At 70.0% G+C, this 15,199-nt stretch carries 19 protein-coding genes; 18 read left to right on the top strand and 1 reads right to left on the bottom strand.

Features of this window, described 5'->3' with window-relative positions; genetic code table 11:
• The first annotated feature begins 8 nt into the window (after window positions 1-8).
• Window positions 9-320: a head-tail joining protein gene (locus tag DLJ49_RS19460; RefSeq protein ID WP_115395189.1), complete on the top strand. Its 312-nt coding sequence runs from the start codon at window positions 9-11 to the stop codon at window positions 318-320.
• Window positions 321-325: 5 nt separating this feature from the next.
• Complete coding sequence (locus tag DLJ49_RS19455) at window positions 326-958, top strand: DUF6441 family protein (protein ID WP_115395188.1); 633 nt, start codon at window positions 326-328, stop codon at window positions 956-958.
• Window positions 959-998: 40 nt separating this feature from the next.
• On the opposite strand, the gene DLJ49_RS19450 is transcribed toward DLJ49_RS19455, so the two are convergent.
• On the bottom strand, window positions 999-1,313 hold the full coding sequence (locus tag DLJ49_RS19450; protein WP_115395187.1) for an HPF/RaiA family ribosome-associated protein: 315 nt from the start codon (window positions 1,311-1,313) through the stop codon (window positions 999-1,001).
• A gap of 134 nt (window positions 1,314-1,447) precedes the next feature.
• Between DLJ49_RS19450 and DLJ49_RS19445 the strand changes: the two genes are divergently transcribed.
• The 16 genes from DLJ49_RS19445 to DLJ49_RS19370 all read left to right on the top strand — a co-directional run bounded on the left by DLJ49_RS19445 (window position 1,448) and on the right by DLJ49_RS19370 (window position 15,028).
• On the top strand, window positions 1,448-1,867 hold the full coding sequence (locus DLJ49_RS19445) for an acyl-CoA transferase (protein WP_115395186.1): 420 nt from the start codon (window positions 1,448-1,450) through the stop codon (window positions 1,865-1,867).
• 24 nt (window positions 1,868-1,891) lie between these two features.
• The gene (locus tag DLJ49_RS19440) at window positions 1,892-2,833 is read left to right on the top strand and encodes a phage tail tube protein (RefSeq protein WP_115395185.1); all 942 of its coding nucleotides are present in this window, start codon (window positions 1,892-1,894) and stop codon (window positions 2,831-2,833) included.
• Between the two features lie 2 nt (window positions 2,834-2,835).
• Window positions 2,836-3,273: a hypothetical protein gene (locus DLJ49_RS19435; protein ID WP_115395184.1), complete on the top strand. Its 438-nt coding sequence runs from the start codon at window positions 2,836-2,838 to the stop codon at window positions 3,271-3,273.
• A gap of 68 nt (window positions 3,274-3,341) precedes the next feature.
• A complete protein-coding gene (locus DLJ49_RS19430) occupies window positions 3,342-3,500 on the top strand; it encodes a DUF7697 family protein (RefSeq protein WP_233489291.1) in 159 nt (52 codons plus the stop codon).
• Entirely contained in the window at window positions 3,493-5,910 is a 2,418-nt protein-coding gene (locus tag DLJ49_RS19425; RefSeq protein ID WP_115395182.1) for a phage tail tape measure C-terminal domain-containing protein, read from the top strand. The genes DLJ49_RS19430 and DLJ49_RS19425 overlap by 8 nt, the downstream gene beginning before the upstream one ends.
• Window positions 5,910-6,536, top strand: a complete 627-nt coding sequence (locus tag DLJ49_RS19420) for a DUF2460 domain-containing protein (RefSeq protein ID WP_115395181.1) — start codon at window positions 5,910-5,912, stop codon at window positions 6,534-6,536. Before DLJ49_RS19425 ends, DLJ49_RS19420 begins: the two co-directional genes overlap by 1 nt.
• Window positions 6,533-6,883 carry a hypothetical protein gene (locus DLJ49_RS19415; protein WP_115395180.1) on the top strand — a complete coding sequence of 117 codons (351 nt, stop codon included), beginning with the start codon at window positions 6,533-6,535 and terminating at the stop codon, window positions 6,881-6,883. Before DLJ49_RS19420 ends, DLJ49_RS19415 begins: the two co-directional genes overlap by 4 nt.
• Window positions 6,884-7,011: 128 nt before the next feature.
• Window positions 7,012-7,668 carry a lysozyme gene (locus DLJ49_RS19410; RefSeq protein ID WP_115395179.1) on the top strand — a complete coding sequence of 219 codons (657 nt, stop codon included), beginning with the start codon at window positions 7,012-7,014 and terminating at the stop codon, window positions 7,666-7,668.
• Between the two features lie 3 nt (window positions 7,669-7,671).
• On the top strand, window positions 7,672-7,902 hold the full coding sequence (locus tag DLJ49_RS19405; RefSeq protein ID WP_115395178.1) for a hypothetical protein: 231 nt from the start codon (window positions 7,672-7,674) through the stop codon (window positions 7,900-7,902).
• Between the two features lie 86 nt (window positions 7,903-7,988).
• On the top strand, window positions 7,989-8,219 hold the full coding sequence (locus DLJ49_RS19395) for a hypothetical protein (RefSeq protein WP_115395176.1): 231 nt from the start codon (window positions 7,989-7,991) through the stop codon (window positions 8,217-8,219).
• Complete coding sequence (locus tag DLJ49_RS21915) at window positions 8,206-8,349, top strand: hypothetical protein (RefSeq protein ID WP_158547521.1); 144 nt, start codon at window positions 8,206-8,208, stop codon at window positions 8,347-8,349. The genes DLJ49_RS19395 and DLJ49_RS21915 overlap by 14 nt, the downstream gene beginning before the upstream one ends.
• Window positions 8,346-9,230, top strand: coding sequence for a DUF2163 domain-containing protein (locus tag DLJ49_RS19390; protein ID WP_115395175.1), 885 nt, complete (start codon window positions 8,346-8,348; stop codon window positions 9,228-9,230). Before DLJ49_RS21915 ends, DLJ49_RS19390 begins: the two co-directional genes overlap by 4 nt.
• Window positions 9,227-9,661: an NlpC/P60 family protein gene (locus tag DLJ49_RS19385; protein ID WP_115395174.1), complete on the top strand. Its 435-nt coding sequence runs from the start codon at window positions 9,227-9,229 to the stop codon at window positions 9,659-9,661. Before DLJ49_RS19390 ends, DLJ49_RS19385 begins: the two co-directional genes overlap by 4 nt.
• A 9-nt stretch (window positions 9,662-9,670) precedes the next feature.
• Window positions 9,671-13,636 carry a baseplate multidomain protein megatron gene (locus DLJ49_RS19380; protein ID WP_115395173.1) on the top strand — a complete coding sequence of 1,322 codons (3,966 nt, stop codon included), beginning with the start codon at window positions 9,671-9,673 and terminating at the stop codon, window positions 13,634-13,636.
• Between the two features lie 7 nt (window positions 13,637-13,643).
• On the top strand, window positions 13,644-14,720 hold the full coding sequence (locus DLJ49_RS19375; RefSeq protein WP_115395172.1) for a DUF2793 domain-containing protein: 1,077 nt from the start codon (window positions 13,644-13,646) through the stop codon (window positions 14,718-14,720).
• Between the two features lie 53 nt (window positions 14,721-14,773).
• Window positions 14,774-15,028: a DUF6127 family protein gene (locus DLJ49_RS19370; protein WP_111432025.1), complete on the top strand. Its 255-nt coding sequence runs from the start codon at window positions 14,774-14,776 to the stop codon at window positions 15,026-15,028.
• Window positions 15,029-15,199: the final 171 nt, after the last annotated feature.

Below are 15,199 nucleotides of genomic sequence, written 5' to 3'. Positions count from 1 at the left end.
AGCTTCTGATGACCGCCTTCGCCGCCGCCCTCGACGCGCTCTTTGCCGACGCGCATCTCGCGCGCGACGTCGTCTACACCGCCGAGGGCGGCGCACCGTCGCTGGTCCGCGCCATCCTGCGCCGGCCCGACGACGTCACCGGCTTCGGCGAGGCGCGAATCTGGTCGGAGACCACCCGGCTGGATTTGCGCCTTGCCGAGGTGGCGAACCCCCGCCCCGGTGACCGCATCGAGATCGACGATGACGCCTTCCTCATCCAGGGCGAGCCTGTCCGCGACCGCGAGCGCCTCGTCTGGACCGTGGACCTGCGCCCGGCCTGACGGCGATGAAGCTGAAGCTAGACATCACCCCGGACCTCGTCGCCGCCATGGCCGCCGAAGTGAAGGCCGGCGAGAAGGCCGTCACCGCCGCAATGCGCGAGGCCGGGACCGGATTGAAGACCGCCTGGCGCGGCCAGATCACCGGCGCGGGGCTCGGCCGGCGGCTGGCGAACTCGATCCGGAGCCAGACCTACCCGAAGGCCGGCGAGAGCCTGAACGCCGCGGCGCTCGTCTGGTCCAAGGCCCCGGTCATTATCGGCGCCCACGACACCGGACCGCTGATCCGCTCGAAGGACGGGTTCTGGCTCGCGATCCCGACCGAGGCAGCCGGCCGTGGCCTCCGAGGCGCCAAGCTCACCCCCGGCGAATGGGAACGCCGTCGGGGCCTGCGTCTCCGCTTCGTCTACCGCCGCCGCGGCCCGAGCCTGCTCGTCGCCGACCGGGCCCGCATCAACACCCGCGGCCAGGCGGTGGCGTCGCGCGCGAAGACCGGCCGCAACCAGGTCACAGCGCCGATCTTCCTGCTGGTGCCTCAGGTCAAGCTGCCGAAGCGGCTGGATCTCGACCGGGACGCGGAGCGGGCGCATGACCGCGTGTCGGGGCTGATCGTGGCGAACTGGATCGAAGAAAAGCTATAGGCGCTGCCTATCGCCGTCGACGCCCCAAAGGTGCATCGGTTTAGCGGCGACCGAGCTTGCCGAATTCGCTGTCGAGCAGCGATCGGATCTTCCGTGCGCCACCGCGCAGGGCAGCGTCGACAGTCGCGTCGTGATGGGTGACCGTCTGCGGCTGCATCCCCTCTGGCCGCGCCTCGATAGTGCAGCGGATGTCGTCGGTGCCGCCCTTGGCGGCGTTCACATCCGCAAGGTGCACCTCGATACGCGACAGCCGGTCCGTCAGATGTCCAAGCGCCGACGCGACCGTCTGCTCGGCCACCTCGGCGAGGCGGTCGTCGCCTTGGATGTTGCCGTCTGTATTCAGCTGGAACTGCATGTCGGTTCTCCTGTGTGTCCTGTCACCTAACATGAAAAACCATGAAGATGGCTGATCGAGCGCAAGTTCATCTGCGCGATCAGTAGGAACGCTTGCGCGTCGATAGCGCGGGCGAGGAGTCGAAGCCACCCACAATGCCCACCCTTCGCGAAACCATCCTCGCCGCGCTGCACGCGCGGCTCTCGGCGCTGCCTGCCACCGCCCTGCGCGGTGAGGTGCTGCCCGAGCGCGTCCCGGCCGAGGGGTTGCTGATCCTGCGCGATGGCGAGCCGGGGGAGCCGGAGGTCACGCTGTCGCCACTCGCCTATCACTACCAGCACCGGGCCGAAATCGAGGCGGTCGTGCAAGGCGCCGACCGTGACAGCGCCTTCGATACGTTGACGACCAGCATCGGCGCGGCGCTCGCCGCCGAACGGACACTGGGCGGGCTCTGCGACTGGGTCGAGGCTGAAGCGCCGCGGGTAGTGGACCTGCCAGTCGAGGGTGCCGCGAGCCTCAAGGCGGCGGTGATCCCCGTTTTGCTTCACTACTCCACGGCCGACCCTCTGGCCTGACCCAACCGACAACAGGAGACGAACATGGCACGAGCCCAGGGGGCGCGGGCGCAGATGGCGCTTGCGTTCGAGACCGTCTATGGCACGCCGCCCGTGAGCGGCTTCACCCGCATGCCCTTCGCCAGCACCTCGCTCGGCGCAGAGCAGCCTCTGCTGAACTCGGAGCTTCTCGGCTACGGCCGCGATCCGCTGGCGCCGATCAAGGATGCGGTCACGGCCGATGGCGACGTGGTGGTGCCGCTCGACGCCGAGGCCTTCGGCTTCTGGCTGAAGGCCGCCTTCGGCGCGCCGACGACGACGGGCGTGGAAGCGCCATACACCCACGAGTTCCAGTCTGGGTCCTGGACGCTGCCCAGCATGTCGATTGAGACCGGCATGCCGGAGGTACCGCGCTATGCGATGTATTCCGGCTGCGTGCTCGACCAGATCACCTGGCAGATGCAGCGCTCGGGGCTGCTGACCGCCACGGCGCGGCTGGTGGCGCAGGGCGAAACGGTCGGCACCACGACCAGCGCCGGTACGCCCTCCGCGTTGGAACTGAAGCGCTTCGGCCACTTCAACGGGGCGATCACGCGGAACGGGACCGCGCTTGGCAACGTAGTCTCGGCCGAGATCACCTATGCCAACAACCTCGACCGGATCGAGACGATCCGCTCGGACGGGCGCATCGACGGGGCCGACCCGTCCATCGCGGCGCTGACCGGCCGGATCGAGGTGCGCTTCGCCGACCAGACGCTGGTGACGCAGGCGATCAACGGCGAGGCCTGCGAGATGGAGTTCGCCTACGTCCTGCCGTCCGGCGAGAGCTTCACCTTCACCGTGCACGCCGTCTACCTGCCGCGCCCGCGCATCGAGATTTCCGGGCCGCAGGGCGTGCAGGCGACCTTCGACTGGCAGGCGGCGCGCGACAGCGTGGTCGGCCGGATGTGCACCGCAACCCTGATCAACGACATCGAGGTGTATTGAGAATGCTGACGCTCGACCTGACCAACGCACCGCGCTGGCACGACCTCGCGCCCGGCGTGCGGGTGCAATTGCGACCGCTGACCACAGCGCTGATGGTGGCGACACGCAGCGACCCGGCCGTCGAGGCCGTGCCCGAGGGCGCCTCGGACGAGGAACGCGCGGTCGCCTTCGCCAAGGCGCTGGCGCGGCGGGCGGTGCTCGCCTGGGACGGCATCGGCGATGCCGACGGCAACCCCATCGATCCGAGCCCCGAGGCCATCGACGCGCTGCTCGACATCTGGCCAATCTTCGAGGCCTTCCAGATGACCTATGTCTCAAAGGGCCTGCTGCTGGAGCAGGAAAAAAACGCCTCCGCGCTCTCGCCGAATGGTCCTTCGGCGGGGGCGAGCGCTACTGCGACGCCTGCCAAACGGCGTGCGATGACTGCCCGGCGCGGCTGAACCGGCCGCTGACCTATGAGGGCTGGCAGGTCTGGGATCTGGTCGGCCGCCTCGGCGGACAGCTGCGGGTGCTGCCCGGCGCAGTCGTCGGCTGGGACCTGACAGCGGCGCTCGCGCTTGGCGATTCTCTTGGGGTGCCGCCACTCGCCACGGCCGAACTGCTGCCCGTCATCGAGGCAGTGATGGTCGCCCAACTCAACGAACAGATGGAACGTCCCGATGGCTGAAAAGCGTGTGTCCGTCCGCCTCGCTGCGGTCGGTGGACGGCAGGTGCGCGCCGAGCTGGAAGGCGTGGGCGAGGCCGGGTCGCGCGGCTTCGGACGGCTCAGCCGCGAAATGGAGGCGGCGAATACCCGGCTCGCCGGTTTCGCGCGCCGAGTGCGGGTTGCGGCTGCAGCTGCGGTCGCTGCCGCCACGGCCGCAGGCGTTGCCATGGTTCGCTCAGGCCTGCAGACCGTCGACGCACAGGCCAAGCTGGCGCAGTCCCTCGGCACCACCGTCGCCTCGATCCAGACCCTCGAGCGCGCGGGCGAGCTTGCGGGCGTGTCGATGTCCGGCATCGAGCAGGCGACCAAGGATCTGACGCGTCGGCTCAGCCAGGCGGCCGCCGGCAGCGGCCCCGCGGTGCAGGCGCTCGAGCGGCTGGGGCTCTCGGCGTCCGACCTGTTAACCCTGCCGCTCGACGAACGCGTCGGCGCGATCAACGCCGCCATCGAGGATTTCGTGCCCGCCGCCGAGCGCGCCGCTGTCGCGGGCCAACTCTTCGGCGAGGAAGGCTCCATCGCGATGAGCCGGATCGACACCGCGACGCTGCGCCAGGCGACGGAGGACGTGCTCGCCTTCGGGGTCGTCGTCTCCGAGCAGGATGCCGACCAGATCGAACGCACGAACGACGCGATCTCCCGCCTCGGACTGATCTGGCGCGGGCTGTCGAACCAGCTGGCGGTCGCCGCTGCTCCGGCGCTGGAGGCCGTCGCCAACGCGATGGCGGCGGTCGCCAGCCGCACCGGCCCGCTCGGTATCGCGATCCGAGATCTCTTCGACAACATCGGCCGCCTGACCACCTACGCCGCCACCTTCGCGGCCTTCCTCGCGGGCCGATGGGTCGCCGGGATGGCCGCTGCTGCGCTCTCCGTCCGGGGCCTCGCCACCGCGCTCGTCGTGCTGCGGGGCGCGCTGATCCGCACCGGCATCGGCGCGCTGATCGTCGGCGCGGGCGAGCTCGTCTACCAGTTCACACGCCTCGTCTCCGGCGCGGGCGGCTTCGGCGAGGCGATGTCGCTCCTGAAGGACCTCGTAGTCGAGGTCTGGGAGCGGATCCGCATGGGTGCGGCTGCGGCGGGTGCGGCCGCCACGGCGATGTTCTTCGACCTGAAGGCCGATGCCGCCTCCGGAATGCAGAGCGCCATCGAGAGCGTCGTGGGTTTCGGCAACACCGCCGCGAACACCTTCGAAGGCGCCTACGAGGCGATCAAGGCGATCTGGGGCCTGCTGCCCGCCGCCATCGGCGATCTGGCGTTCCAGGCGGCGAACAGCCTGGTCGACGGCGTCGAGGCGATGCTGAACGGCGTGGTCTCGCGCATCAACGGCTTCATCGGCGGGATCAACCAGGGGCTCGAAGCCCTCGGATCGGAGCGGCGCATCTCGCTGATGCCCGACCTCGACCTCGGCGAGATCGAGAACCGCTTCGAGGGTGCGGCCAGTGCCGCCACGACAGCTGCGCAGGCGGCGTTCGACCGGGCCTTCGAGGACAACCCGCTCACCGCGCCCGATCTCGGCCTGACAGACGCGGCAAACCGGGCGCTCGAGTCCGCCAACCTCTATCGGGGCGCGGCGCGCGATCTGGCTGAGGGGGCGCGGGCCCCGCTGGAAAGCTGGCAGGCGCTGCGCGATGCCGTGCGCGGCACCGACGAGGCGAGCGCGGATGCGCTGACCGAGGCCACAGGCGCGGCGGAGCGGCTGGAGACGGCGCTCGGCGATGCCGGGCGCGCCGCAACAGGTGCAGGCGCGGCGGCCGGAGCCGCCGCCGCTGCCGCGGAGCCCGCGACCGAGGCCGCCGTCACCGGGTGGCAGGCGGTCACCGCCGCTCTGTCCGATTACGCCAGCAAGGCGCGCGAGATTGGCGGCGATATCGGCCAGAGCCTCGTCGGCGCCTTTCAGTCGGCGGAGAACGCGGTCGGCGAGTTCGTGAAGACCGGCAAGCTGAACTTCCGCGACCTCGTCACCTCGCTGCTGGCCGATCTCGCGCAGCTCGCGGCGCGGCGCTTCATCCTCGGGCCGATCGCAAGCGCGCTCTCCGGCGTGTTCTCCGGTGCGGGCGGCATCTTCGCCAACGTCCTGCATGCGGGCGGCATCGTCGGGTCCGCCGGCCCCCCACGGATGGTCCCAGCCATGGCCTTCGCCGCCGCGCCGCGGATGCATTCCGGCGGCATGGCCGGGCTTCGCCACGACGAGGTGCCCGCGATCCTGCAGCGGGGCGAGCGCGTGCTGTCCCGGCGTGAGGCGCAGAGCTACGGCGCAGGCGGCGGGGTCAACGTCACGATCATGGCCCGCGACGCCGAGAGTTTCCGGCAGTCCCGCACGCAAGTCGCGGCCGACATCGCCCGCGCCGTGTCGCTTGGGCGGAGGGGCATGTGATGGCGTTCCACGAGGTCCGGTTTCCCGACAACATCAGCCGGGGCGCGCGGGGCGGGCCGGAGCGGCGCACCCAGATCGTCGAACTCGCCTCGGGTGACGAGGAGCGCAACGCCAGCTGGGCCAACTCGCGCCGCCGCTACGATGTCGCCTACGGCATCCGCCGCGCCGACGATCTCGCCGCCGTCGTCGCCTTCTTCGAGGCGCGGAACGGGCGGCTGTACGGCTTCCGCTTCAAGGACTGGGCGGATCACAAGTCCTGCCCGCCGTCGCAGACACCGGGGCCGACCGACCAGGCGATCGGCACCGGCGATGACACGACAACCGCCTTCCAGCTGGTGAAGCGCTACGCCTCGGGCAGCCAGATATGGGTGCGGACGATCACCAAGCCCGTCGCTGGCACGGTGCGCGTCGCCCTCAATGGCGCGGAGCAGGTCAGCGGCTGGTCCGTCGACACGACCACCGGCGTCGTGACCTTCGACAGCGCGCCCGCGGCAGGTGTCGCCATCACCGCGGGCTTCGCCTTCGACGTGCCAGTCCGCTTCGACACCGACGCGCTCGACGTGACGCTCGACCTCGAGCGGCTCGGCTCGATCACCTCCATCCCGCTTCTGGAGATCCGGAGATGAACGACACCGGCAGCTTTGTCGCCGCCGTGCTGCGCGAGCTCGCGGCATCGACCGCTGTGATCCTCGCCGCCTGGGGCGCGCTCGGCGGTGCGACGAACGCGCTGACCACGAAGATGCGCCTGCGCGATGCGCTCCGGCACATCCTGCTCGGCGGCCTGATCGCCGCCGGGATGGGCAGCCTCTCCATGGCCGTGATCACCGCCTCGCTCAGCCTGCCGCCCGAGGCGATCCCGGCGGGCGGGGCGGCGGGGTCTGCCGCCTATCTCGTAGGGGTCTTCGGACCGGCCTTCATCGAGATGCTGCTCGCCCGCCTCCGCCGCGCCAAGCAGGGCGACAGCGATCGATGAACTTCTCCGCCTCGCGCGCTCCCTCCGCTGCGACCCGGCCGACGCCGTGCAGGCCTTTCGCCACCGCTTGGCGGTAGGCCTTGCCGTCGCGGCGCTGATCCTGATCCTCTCGCTACTCCGGTAATCCCATGCACATGACCGAGCGGGGCCTGCTGGCCCTCGTCCGGCACGAAGGACTCGTGCCCGGACCCTATCTCGATGTGAAACAGGTCTGGACCTTTGGCATCGGCCACACGGCCGCGGCCGGGCCGCCCGATCCGGCCAGCATGCCGCGAGGCATGCCCGCTGATCTGGACGCCGGGATCCGCGAGGCGTTTCGGGTCTTCCGCGCCGACCTCGCGCGCTACGAGGCCGCCGTCCTGCGCACCGTGAAGGTTCCGCTGGCGCCGCACGAGTTCGATGCCCTGGTCTCGTTCCACTACAATACTGGAGGCATCGCCAAGGCCGCGCTGACCCGGCACCTCAATGCCGGCAATCGCGTTGCGGCCGCCGACGCGTTTCTGAACTGGCGCCGCCCGGCCGCGATCATCCCGCGCCGGGAGGCCGAGCGCGATCTGTTCCGGCATGGCCGCTATCCTGGCGGCACGATCCCGGTCTGGTCCGTGGATCGAGCGGGCCGCGTGGACTTCTCCCGGCCGATCCGCCGTCTGACCGAAGACGAGGCTCTGGCATTGGCTCAAGGGCCGTCGCCGACGCCTCCAGTCCTCAAGCCTGCACCCGACACGCCGACCGGCTGGCTCGCCCGACTGGTCGCCTTCTTCTCCACCCTGATCCGGAGGGCCTGACTGATGCGCTACGTCCGACCCAACTCGCTCACGTGGTGGGCGGGACTTCTCGCCATGCTCACCGGCATCACCTCTCTCGCGCTTCCCGCCACAGGTTCGCTCGGCGAGCTGTCCCGGCTCGTCGCGCTGCTCGCCGGCTCGGGCGACGCCTCGCCCGCAGGGCTCATGTTTCTCGGGCTCGGCTTGATCGGCCTGCGCGACCGGATCGAGCGCGGGTTCCGCGGCGATGCTTGAGTTCCTCACGGGTCTGGTCGTGGGCGGCTGCCTCGGCGTCTTCGTCGCCGCCCTCTGCGTCGCCGCCGCACGCGGGGAGCGGGACGATGGCTGATCTCCTGATCTGGCTGGTCGCGGCTCTGGGCGCCGTCGGGGGTGTCATCCTCGGCCGGGTCTGGGGGCGCGTCGAAGGGAAGCGCGAAAGCAAACGGGAGGCGGAACGCGATGCGATGGAAGACAAGAACGAGCGCGTCGAGAGGGGTCGCGACGCGGTGCGCGACGGCCGCGGTTCTGGCGATCCTGTTGACCGGCTGCGCCGCAACGATGGGCGGTGGTGACGCGGGCTGCGCCTCTTACGCCGAGGCGCGGCTCGCCCGGCCTCCTGCCGAGACTGTCGCAGAGGTGCCACCGGACTGGGCGGACTGGATCGCCGATCTCGACGACCGCATGATGGGAACCTGCCAATGAAATCCCTCTCACCGGCGTTGCAGGCCCATCTCGACGAGGGCACGACGACACTTGCCTGGTGCTGGCGGATCACGCGAGCCGACGGGATGACCTTCGGTTTCACCGACCACGACCGGACGCTCGCCTTCGACGGCACCGACTTTGAGCCGGAGAGCGGTCTGACCGCGTCCGAGGTTCGCTCGGGCTCGGACCTGTCGGTCGATGCGCAGGACGCCGAGGGCGTGCTGACCTCGGACCGTATTACCGAGACCGACATCCTCGATGGCCGCTGGGACAACGCGGCGGTCGAGGTCTGGCGCGTGAACTGGGCTGACGCCGGCCAGCGGGTGCTGATGCGGCGCGGGGCCATCGGACAGATCCGGCGTGGGCGTCTGGCCTTCGTCGCCGAGGTCCGCTCACTCGCGCATGTCCTCGGCCAGACGGTCGGGCGGACGTTCCAGGCGACCTGCGACGCCGCGCTCGGGGACGACCGCTGCGGCGTCGATCTCGAGGACCCGGCCTACAAGGGCGCGGGCGCCGTGATCGACCAGCTGCGGGATCGGGCCTTCACCGCTTCTGGGCTCGGCAGTTTTGATGCGGGCTGGTTCACCTTCGGCACCGTCGAATGGACGAGCGGCGCGAACGCGGGTCGTCGGGCCGAGGTGCTTGGCCACGACGTGACGGACGGCGTGGCGATCCTCACCCTGCTCGAAGCGCCGGTGCGGGGTATCGCCGAGGGCGACGCTTTCATCATCCGCGCCGGCTGCGACAAGCGGATCGAGACCTGCGGGGCGAAATTCGCCAACACCGCCAACTTCCGCGGCTTCCCGCACATCCCCGGCCAGGACACGATCCTGCGCTACGCGACGAAGGACGGTGGCCATGACGGGGGCGTGCTGTGACGCCGGCCGCCCCAGACAGGGTCATCGCCGCAGCGCGCGCGTGGATCGGCACGCCGTATCACGACCAGGCGAGCCTGCGCGGCGTCGGCTGCGACTGCCTCGGGCTGGCCCGTGGCGTCTGGCGCGAGGTCGTCGGCCCCGAGCCATTCCCGATCCCGCCTTACAGCCGCGACTGGGGCGAGACCGGCCCGCGCGAAGTTCTGGCCGAGGGCGCGCGGCGCATGATGACCGAGGTATCGCCCGCCGAGGCCGGTCCCGGCGCGCTGGTCCTCTTCCGCATGAAGCCCCGCGCCATCGCCAAGCATGTCGGGATCCTGACCGGGCCCGACAGCTTCCTGCACGCCTACGAGCGGCTCGGCGTGATCGAGGAACCGCTCACCGTGTCCTGGCGGCGGCGCATCGCCTTCGCCTTCCTGTTTCCGCAACGCTGAGATTCACGCATGGCCACCCTCGTTCTCGGTGCCGCCGGCGCCGCCATTGGCGGTTCGATCGGCGGCGCGATCCTCGGCGTCAGCGCCGCGACCATCGGCGGTTTCATCGGCTCCACCATCGGCTCGGTCGTCGACAGCTGGATCATCTCGTCGCTGGCGCCGACGCAGCGCATCGAGGGCGCGCGGCTCGACACGCTGCGCATTACCTCGGCCACCGAGGGTGCGGTGATCCCGCGGCTCTACGGGCGCATGCGCATGGGCGGCAACATCATCTGGGCAACTGATTTCCGCGAGGAGACGAAGACCACCACGCAGGGCGGCGGCAAGGGCGGCGGGGGCGGCAAGGTCAAGACGACCGAGTATCTCTACTACGCCTCTTTCGCTGTGGCGCTCTGCGAGGGCCCGATCACCGGCATCGGCCGCATCTGGGCGGACGGGAAGCCGATGGACCTCTCCGGCGTCACCTGGCGCTGGTATCCCGGCGACGAGAGCCAGACCGCCGATCCGTTCATTGCCGCGAAGATGGGCGCGGCCAACACGCCCGCCTATCGCGGCACGGCCTATGTGGTGTTCGAGGAACTGGCGCTCTCGACCTACGGCAACCGCCTGCCGCAGCTGTCCTTCGAGGTGTTCCGGCCTCTGGCCGATCCCGACACCGCCGAGGGGCTGACCCGCGCCGTCACCATGATCCCGGCCTCCGGCGAGTTCACCTACGCCACGCAGGCCATCCGCAAGACCGACGGCGGCGCGCAGATCCCTGAGAACCTGAACGCGCTGGCAGACTCCACCGACATGGTGGAGTCGCTCGACCGGCTGCAGGCGATGGCGCCTGCGGTCGAGAGCGTCAGCCTCGTGGTGGCGTGGTTCGGCGACGATCTGCGCGCGGGATCCTGCAAGGTGCGGCCGGGCGTCGAGGTATCGGCCAAATCCACCACCCCAGCCAGCTGGTCGGTCAATGGCGTGACCCGCGCCGATGCCTTCCTCGTCAGCCGCGACGACCAGGACCGCCCCGTCTATGGCGGCACGCCGTCCGACTTCGCGGTGGTGCAGGCGGTCCAGGAGATGAAGGCGCGCGGTCTGCGGGTCACCTTCTACCCGTTCATCCTGATGGACGTGCCGCCCGGCAACAGCCTGCCGAACCCCTATTCCAACAACGCCGCCGAGACCGGCCAGCCCGCCTTCCCGTGGCGCGGTCGGATCACCTGTTCGCCCGCAGCTGGTTTCGCCGGGACCGTCGACAAGACCGTCACGGCAGCAAGCCAGGTCGCAGCCTTCTTCGGCAGCGCCAGCCCGTCCGACTTCGCCGTCTCGGGCGAGACCGTCTCCTGGACCGGCCCGTCCGGCGACTGGGGTCTGCGCCGCATGGTATTGCACTACGCCCATCTTTGCGCGGCGGCGGGCGGGGTCGACGCCTTTCTGATCGGGACCGAGATGCGCGGGTTGACCACGATCCGGTCGGGGACGGCAACCTATCCGGCGGTGCTGGCCTTTCGCGACCTCGCGGCCGACGTGCGGAGCATCCTCGGGGCGGGCACGGCGATCAGCTATGCTGCCGACTGGTCGGAATACTTCGGTCACCAGCCAGGCGACGGCTCGAACGACGTGTTCTTCCATCTCGACCCGCTCTGGGCGGACGGCAACGTCGATTTCGTCGCCATCGACAACTACATGCCGCTCTCCGACTGGCGGGACGGCTTCGAGCACGCCGATGCGGCCGAGGGGTGGCCCGCGATCTACGACCGGGCCTACCTGCAGGAAAACATCGCGGGCGGCGAAGGCTTCGACTGGTTCTATGCCAGCGCGGCAGACCGCTCCGCGCAGGTCCGGACGCCCATCACCGACGGCGCGGCCAGCAAGCCGTGGGTCTTCCGCTACAAGGATCTACTCGCCTGGTGGTCCAACGCGCACTATGACCGCCCGGGCGGTGTGGAGAGCGGCACACCGACCGCATGGGCGCCCGAGTCGAAGCCGATCTGGTTCACCGTGCTCGGCTGTCCCGCCATCGACCGCGGAACGAACCAGCCGAACGTCTTCTTCGACCCGAAGTCCTCCGAGAGCTTTGTGCCTTACTTCTCCCGTGGCTGGCGGGACGACGCAATCCAGCGCGCCTATCTCGAGGCGACGTATCTCTGGTGGGGCGAGGCCGCGAACAACCCGCTGTCCTCGGTCTACGGCGGCCGGATGGTGCACGTCCCCGAATGCGCCGCCTGGACCTGGGACGCGCGGCCCTATCCGTTCTTCCCGGCGCTGACCGACGTCTGGACGGATGGAGCGAACTGGCGACTGGGGCAATGGCTGACGGGGCGGCTCGGCGCGGTGTCGCTGGCGGCGCTGGTCCGCCACCTCTGCCTGCGTGCCGGGCTGGTCGAGTCCCGGATCGACGTCACCGGCCTCTGGGGCGCGGTGGAGGGCTACGCCATCACCGCGCTGGAAAGTCCGCGCGCCTCGATCACCACGCTGTCGCGGCATTTCGGCTTCGATGCTGTGGAGACCGAGGGGGTGATCCGCTTCATCATGCGCGGGCGAGCCTCTGTCGCCACCCTTGCGCCCGACGATCTGGTCGCCGCCCGCGAGGGCGACGTGCTGGAGCTGACCCGCGGCCAGGAGACGGAACTTCCGCAGGCGCTGAAGTGGCAGATCGCCCGCGCCGACGAGGGCTACGACGCGGCCATCGTCGAGGCGCGGCGCATCACCGTCGACACGACGCGGATCGCCTCGGAGTCCTTCCCGATGGCCGTGCCGCCCGAAGAGGCCGAGCGGCGCTGCCGCCGCGCGCTGATGGAGGCGTGGGTGGGCCGCGAGACGGCGGCGTTTCGTCTGCCGCCCTCGCGCCTCGCGCTCGATCCGGCCGATGCGATCCGGCTCGCCCATGACGGGCGGCTGGTGGATCTGCGGCTCGTCTCCATCGCCGACGCCGAGGCGCGTGGCATCGAGACGGTCCGCCAGGACCGGGCGACCTACGATCTGCCGCCCGGCGATCCCCGCGCGGCGTCGCTAACGCGGGCCGTCGTGTTCGGCGCGCCGGATGCGGTGCTGATGGACCTGCCGCAGCTGACCGAGGACCAGCCCGCGCATCGGCCGCTGGTCGCCGCCCACGCCGTGCCCTGGCCGGGCGAGATGGCGGTGTTCCGCAGCCCCTCCACAGATGGCTTCGAGCTGCTGACCACCTTCGGCAGCCGCGCCCGGATCGGGGCGCTGGTCTCGGACTTCTATCCGGGCCCCACCTCGCGCTTCGACCTCGGGAAGGCGCTGGTGGTCGATTTACTGACCGGCACGCTGGAAAGCGTCACGGACCTGACGCTGTTCGGAGGCGCCAACGCGCTTGCCATCGAGAGCGCGCCCGGCGTCTGGGAGATCGTCCAGGCGGGCGCGGCCGAGCTGCTGGCGCCGGGTCGGTATCGCCTGACCCGGCTGTTGCGCGGCCAGCGCGGCACCGAGGGGGCCATGGGCAATCCTACGCCCGCTGGCGCGCGGGTGGTGGTGCTCGACGACAGCCTCGCATCGATGCCGATTGCCGAGGCCGACCTCGGCATCCCGTGGAACTGGCGCATCGGCCCCGCCAGCCGCCCGGTCAGCGACGAGACCTATGTGGCGCAGGTCTTCACGCCCGAGGGCGTCGGGCTTCGTCCGTTCACCGTAGCGCATGTCGAGCAGCCGTGGCGCAGACCGCGCGCACCGGGCGATCTGACCATCCGCTGGACGCGCCGGTCCCGAGCGCTTTCCGCCGACACCTGGGGCGGGCTGGAAGTGCCGCTGGCCGAGGAACTCGAAGCCTACGAGGTCGAGATCCTCGACGGTGCGACCGTGAAGCGGGTGCTGAGCGCGGCCACGACCAGCGCGGTCTACACCGCCGCCCACCAGATCGCCGATTGCGGCGCGCTGCTCGGCCCCGGCGACACGCTCGACATCCGCATCTTCCAGCTCTCCGCCCTCGTCGGGCGGGGGGCGCCCAAGATCGTCACGCTTAGTTTCTGAGGGCCCCATGTCCGACACCACGACCCATCTCCTGCTGCCCTACATCCTCGCGGCGCAGGCCCAGAAGCACGTCACCCACAACGAGGCGCTGCGGATCCTCGACGGCCTCGTCCAGCTTTCCGTCCTCGACCGGGATTTGACGGCGCCGCCCGGGTCTCCCTCGGATGGCGACCGCTACATCGTCGCCTCAGGCGCGACGGGCGACTGGGCAGGCTGGGACCTGAACGTCGCACTCTGGACCGATGGCGCCTGGCTGCGTCTGCCGCCGCGCACCGGTTGGCGGGCGTGGGTCGAGGACGAGGGGCTTCTGCTGGTCTACGGTGGCGCAGGCTGGATCGGGTCCACCCCGGACGTGCTGCAGAACATGGCGCTGCTCGGGCTCGGCACGACGGCGGATGCGTCGAACCCGTTCTCGGCCAAGCTCAACGCCGCGCTCTGGACCGCCAAGACCGTCGCCGAGGGCGGCACCGGCGACCTCTTCTACACCATGAACAAGGAGGCGGCGGGCGACGATCTCGGGCTGACGCTGCAGACCGGCTTCGTGACGAAGGCGCTAGTGGGGCTGTTCGGCTCGGACCGCTTCCGCCTCGCGGTCTCCGCCGACGGCAGCACCTTCTTCGACGGGCTCAGCGTCGACAACGCCACCGGCATCGTGGACCAGCCCCGTCTGCCCCGGTTCAAGGCTTACACCAACTACGACAACTACGTCGGCGTCGGGACCTGGACGAAGATCGGCCTCAACATCACCGACCACAACGACCAAGGGGCTTTCAACGCCGCGAACAACCACTTCGTGGCGCCGGTGGACGGCACCTACCTCTTCGGCGCGACGCTGCTCTACAAGATCAACGCCAGCGCCACGGCGAGGATGCGCGGGCGGCTGGTTCTGAACGGCACGACCGAAATCCGCGGTTCGATGGGGGAAATCTCCGCCACCCACGTCTCGCTCGCCACCGCGATCTGGCTGCAGACCATGGTCCCGCTGACCGCGGGAGATACCGTCGAGCTGCAGGGATATTTCCGGGTCGCCGACGGCTACTTCGCCGCCGATCAGACTTCCTTCTGGGGCTGCAAGATCGGCTGAGCGGTGGAAGGAGGATCTCGATGACACCACCCCGATCCGAGGGCTTCGTGCGCATGCCGGACGCCGAGTTCGAGGCGATCCTGACGCGGGCGGCCGAGGAAGGCGCGAAACGCGCGCTCGCCGATGTTGGTCTCGACGGCGACGAGGCCGCGCTCGACATCCGCGATCTGCGCTCCCTGGTGGATTGCATCCGTCTGGTGCGGCGCACCGCGATGCAGACCGCCGTTCGCATGATCACCACCGGCGTCATGCTGGCGCTGCTCGCGGGCATCGCCATCAAGCTCAAGATCTTCGGCGGCAGCCCGTAGCCGCGCCGCACCCCCATTCATCAGCCCGCAATGGCTCGCCCTTGAGCCCGCCTTATTCATCGAAATCGGGGGTAATGGCTGGCGTGCCCGCGAAAGCTCTGTAGAATCAAGTTGCTACACCAAGTCCGACAGCAGCCCTCGGAGCACGCCATGGGTGAAACGCTACAGCCG

The sequence above is a fragment of the Rhodovulum sp. 12E13 genome (assembly GCF_003340565.1).
GTDB lineage: Bacteria > Pseudomonadota > Alphaproteobacteria > Rhodobacterales > Rhodobacteraceae > HLUCCA09.
The sequence above is the reverse complement of the archived record's forward strand: the minus strand, read 5'-3'. Positions and strand labels throughout refer to the sequence as shown.